At 80.1% G+C, this 768-nt stretch carries 1 protein-coding gene; it reads left to right on the plus strand.

The genetic code is table 11. The annotated features are described in order from the left end of the window. Positions 1-768: transcription antitermination protein NusB (locus tag EBM89_RS20805; protein WP_305038159.1), on the plus strand; the 768-nt coding region annotated here is incomplete at both ends.

Consider the following 768-nt stretch of genomic DNA (forward strand, 5'->3'; position numbering starts at 1 on the left):
CGGGACCCCGCGCGGCAGTCGCGGACACCGGGGTCCCCGGCAGCGCACCGCGGCGGCGCCGTCCGCCCGGCGGCGCTCGGGCGACCCGGCCCGGACCGCCGCGTTCGACGCGCTGCGGGCCGTAGCGGACTCCGACGCGTACGCGAACCTCGTCCTGCCCCCGATGCTGCGCGAGCGCGGCATCCGCGGGCGTGACGCCGGGTTCGCCACCGAGCTCGCCTACGGCACGCTGCGGCTGCGCGGCCGGTACGACGCCGTGCTCGCGCTGTGCGTCGGCGGCCGCACCCTGGACGAGGTCGACCCGCCGGTGCTCGACGCGCTGCGGCTCGGCGCGCACCAGCTGCTCGGCATGCGCGTGCCCCCGCACGCGGCCGTGTCCGAGACCGTCGGCCTCGTGCGCGAGCAGGTCGGGGCGGGCGCCGCGCAGTTCGCGAACGCCGTGCTGCGCGCGGTGTCGCGCGAACCCCTGGACACCTGGCTGGAGCGGATCGGGGCCGACGCCGACCCCGCCGGGTCCGACGACGTAGCCCGGCTGTCCGTCACCGAGAGCCACCCGGCGTGGGTGACCCGCGCGCTGCGCGAGGCCCTGGTCGGCTCCGGCCGGACCGCGGGCGAGCTCGCGGACCTGCTCGCCGCGGACAACGCCGCGCCGCGGGTGTCGCTCGTCGCACGCCCCGGGCTGAGCACCCCCGCCGAGGTGCGGGACGCCGCGGGCGCGGACGCCGAGCCGGGTCGCTGGTCGCCGGTCGCGGTCACGCTCGCCGGCGG

The organism is Cellulomonas triticagri (assembly GCF_003696205.1).
Lineage (GTDB): Bacteria > Actinomycetota > Actinomycetes > Actinomycetales > Cellulomonadaceae > Cellulomonas > Cellulomonas triticagri.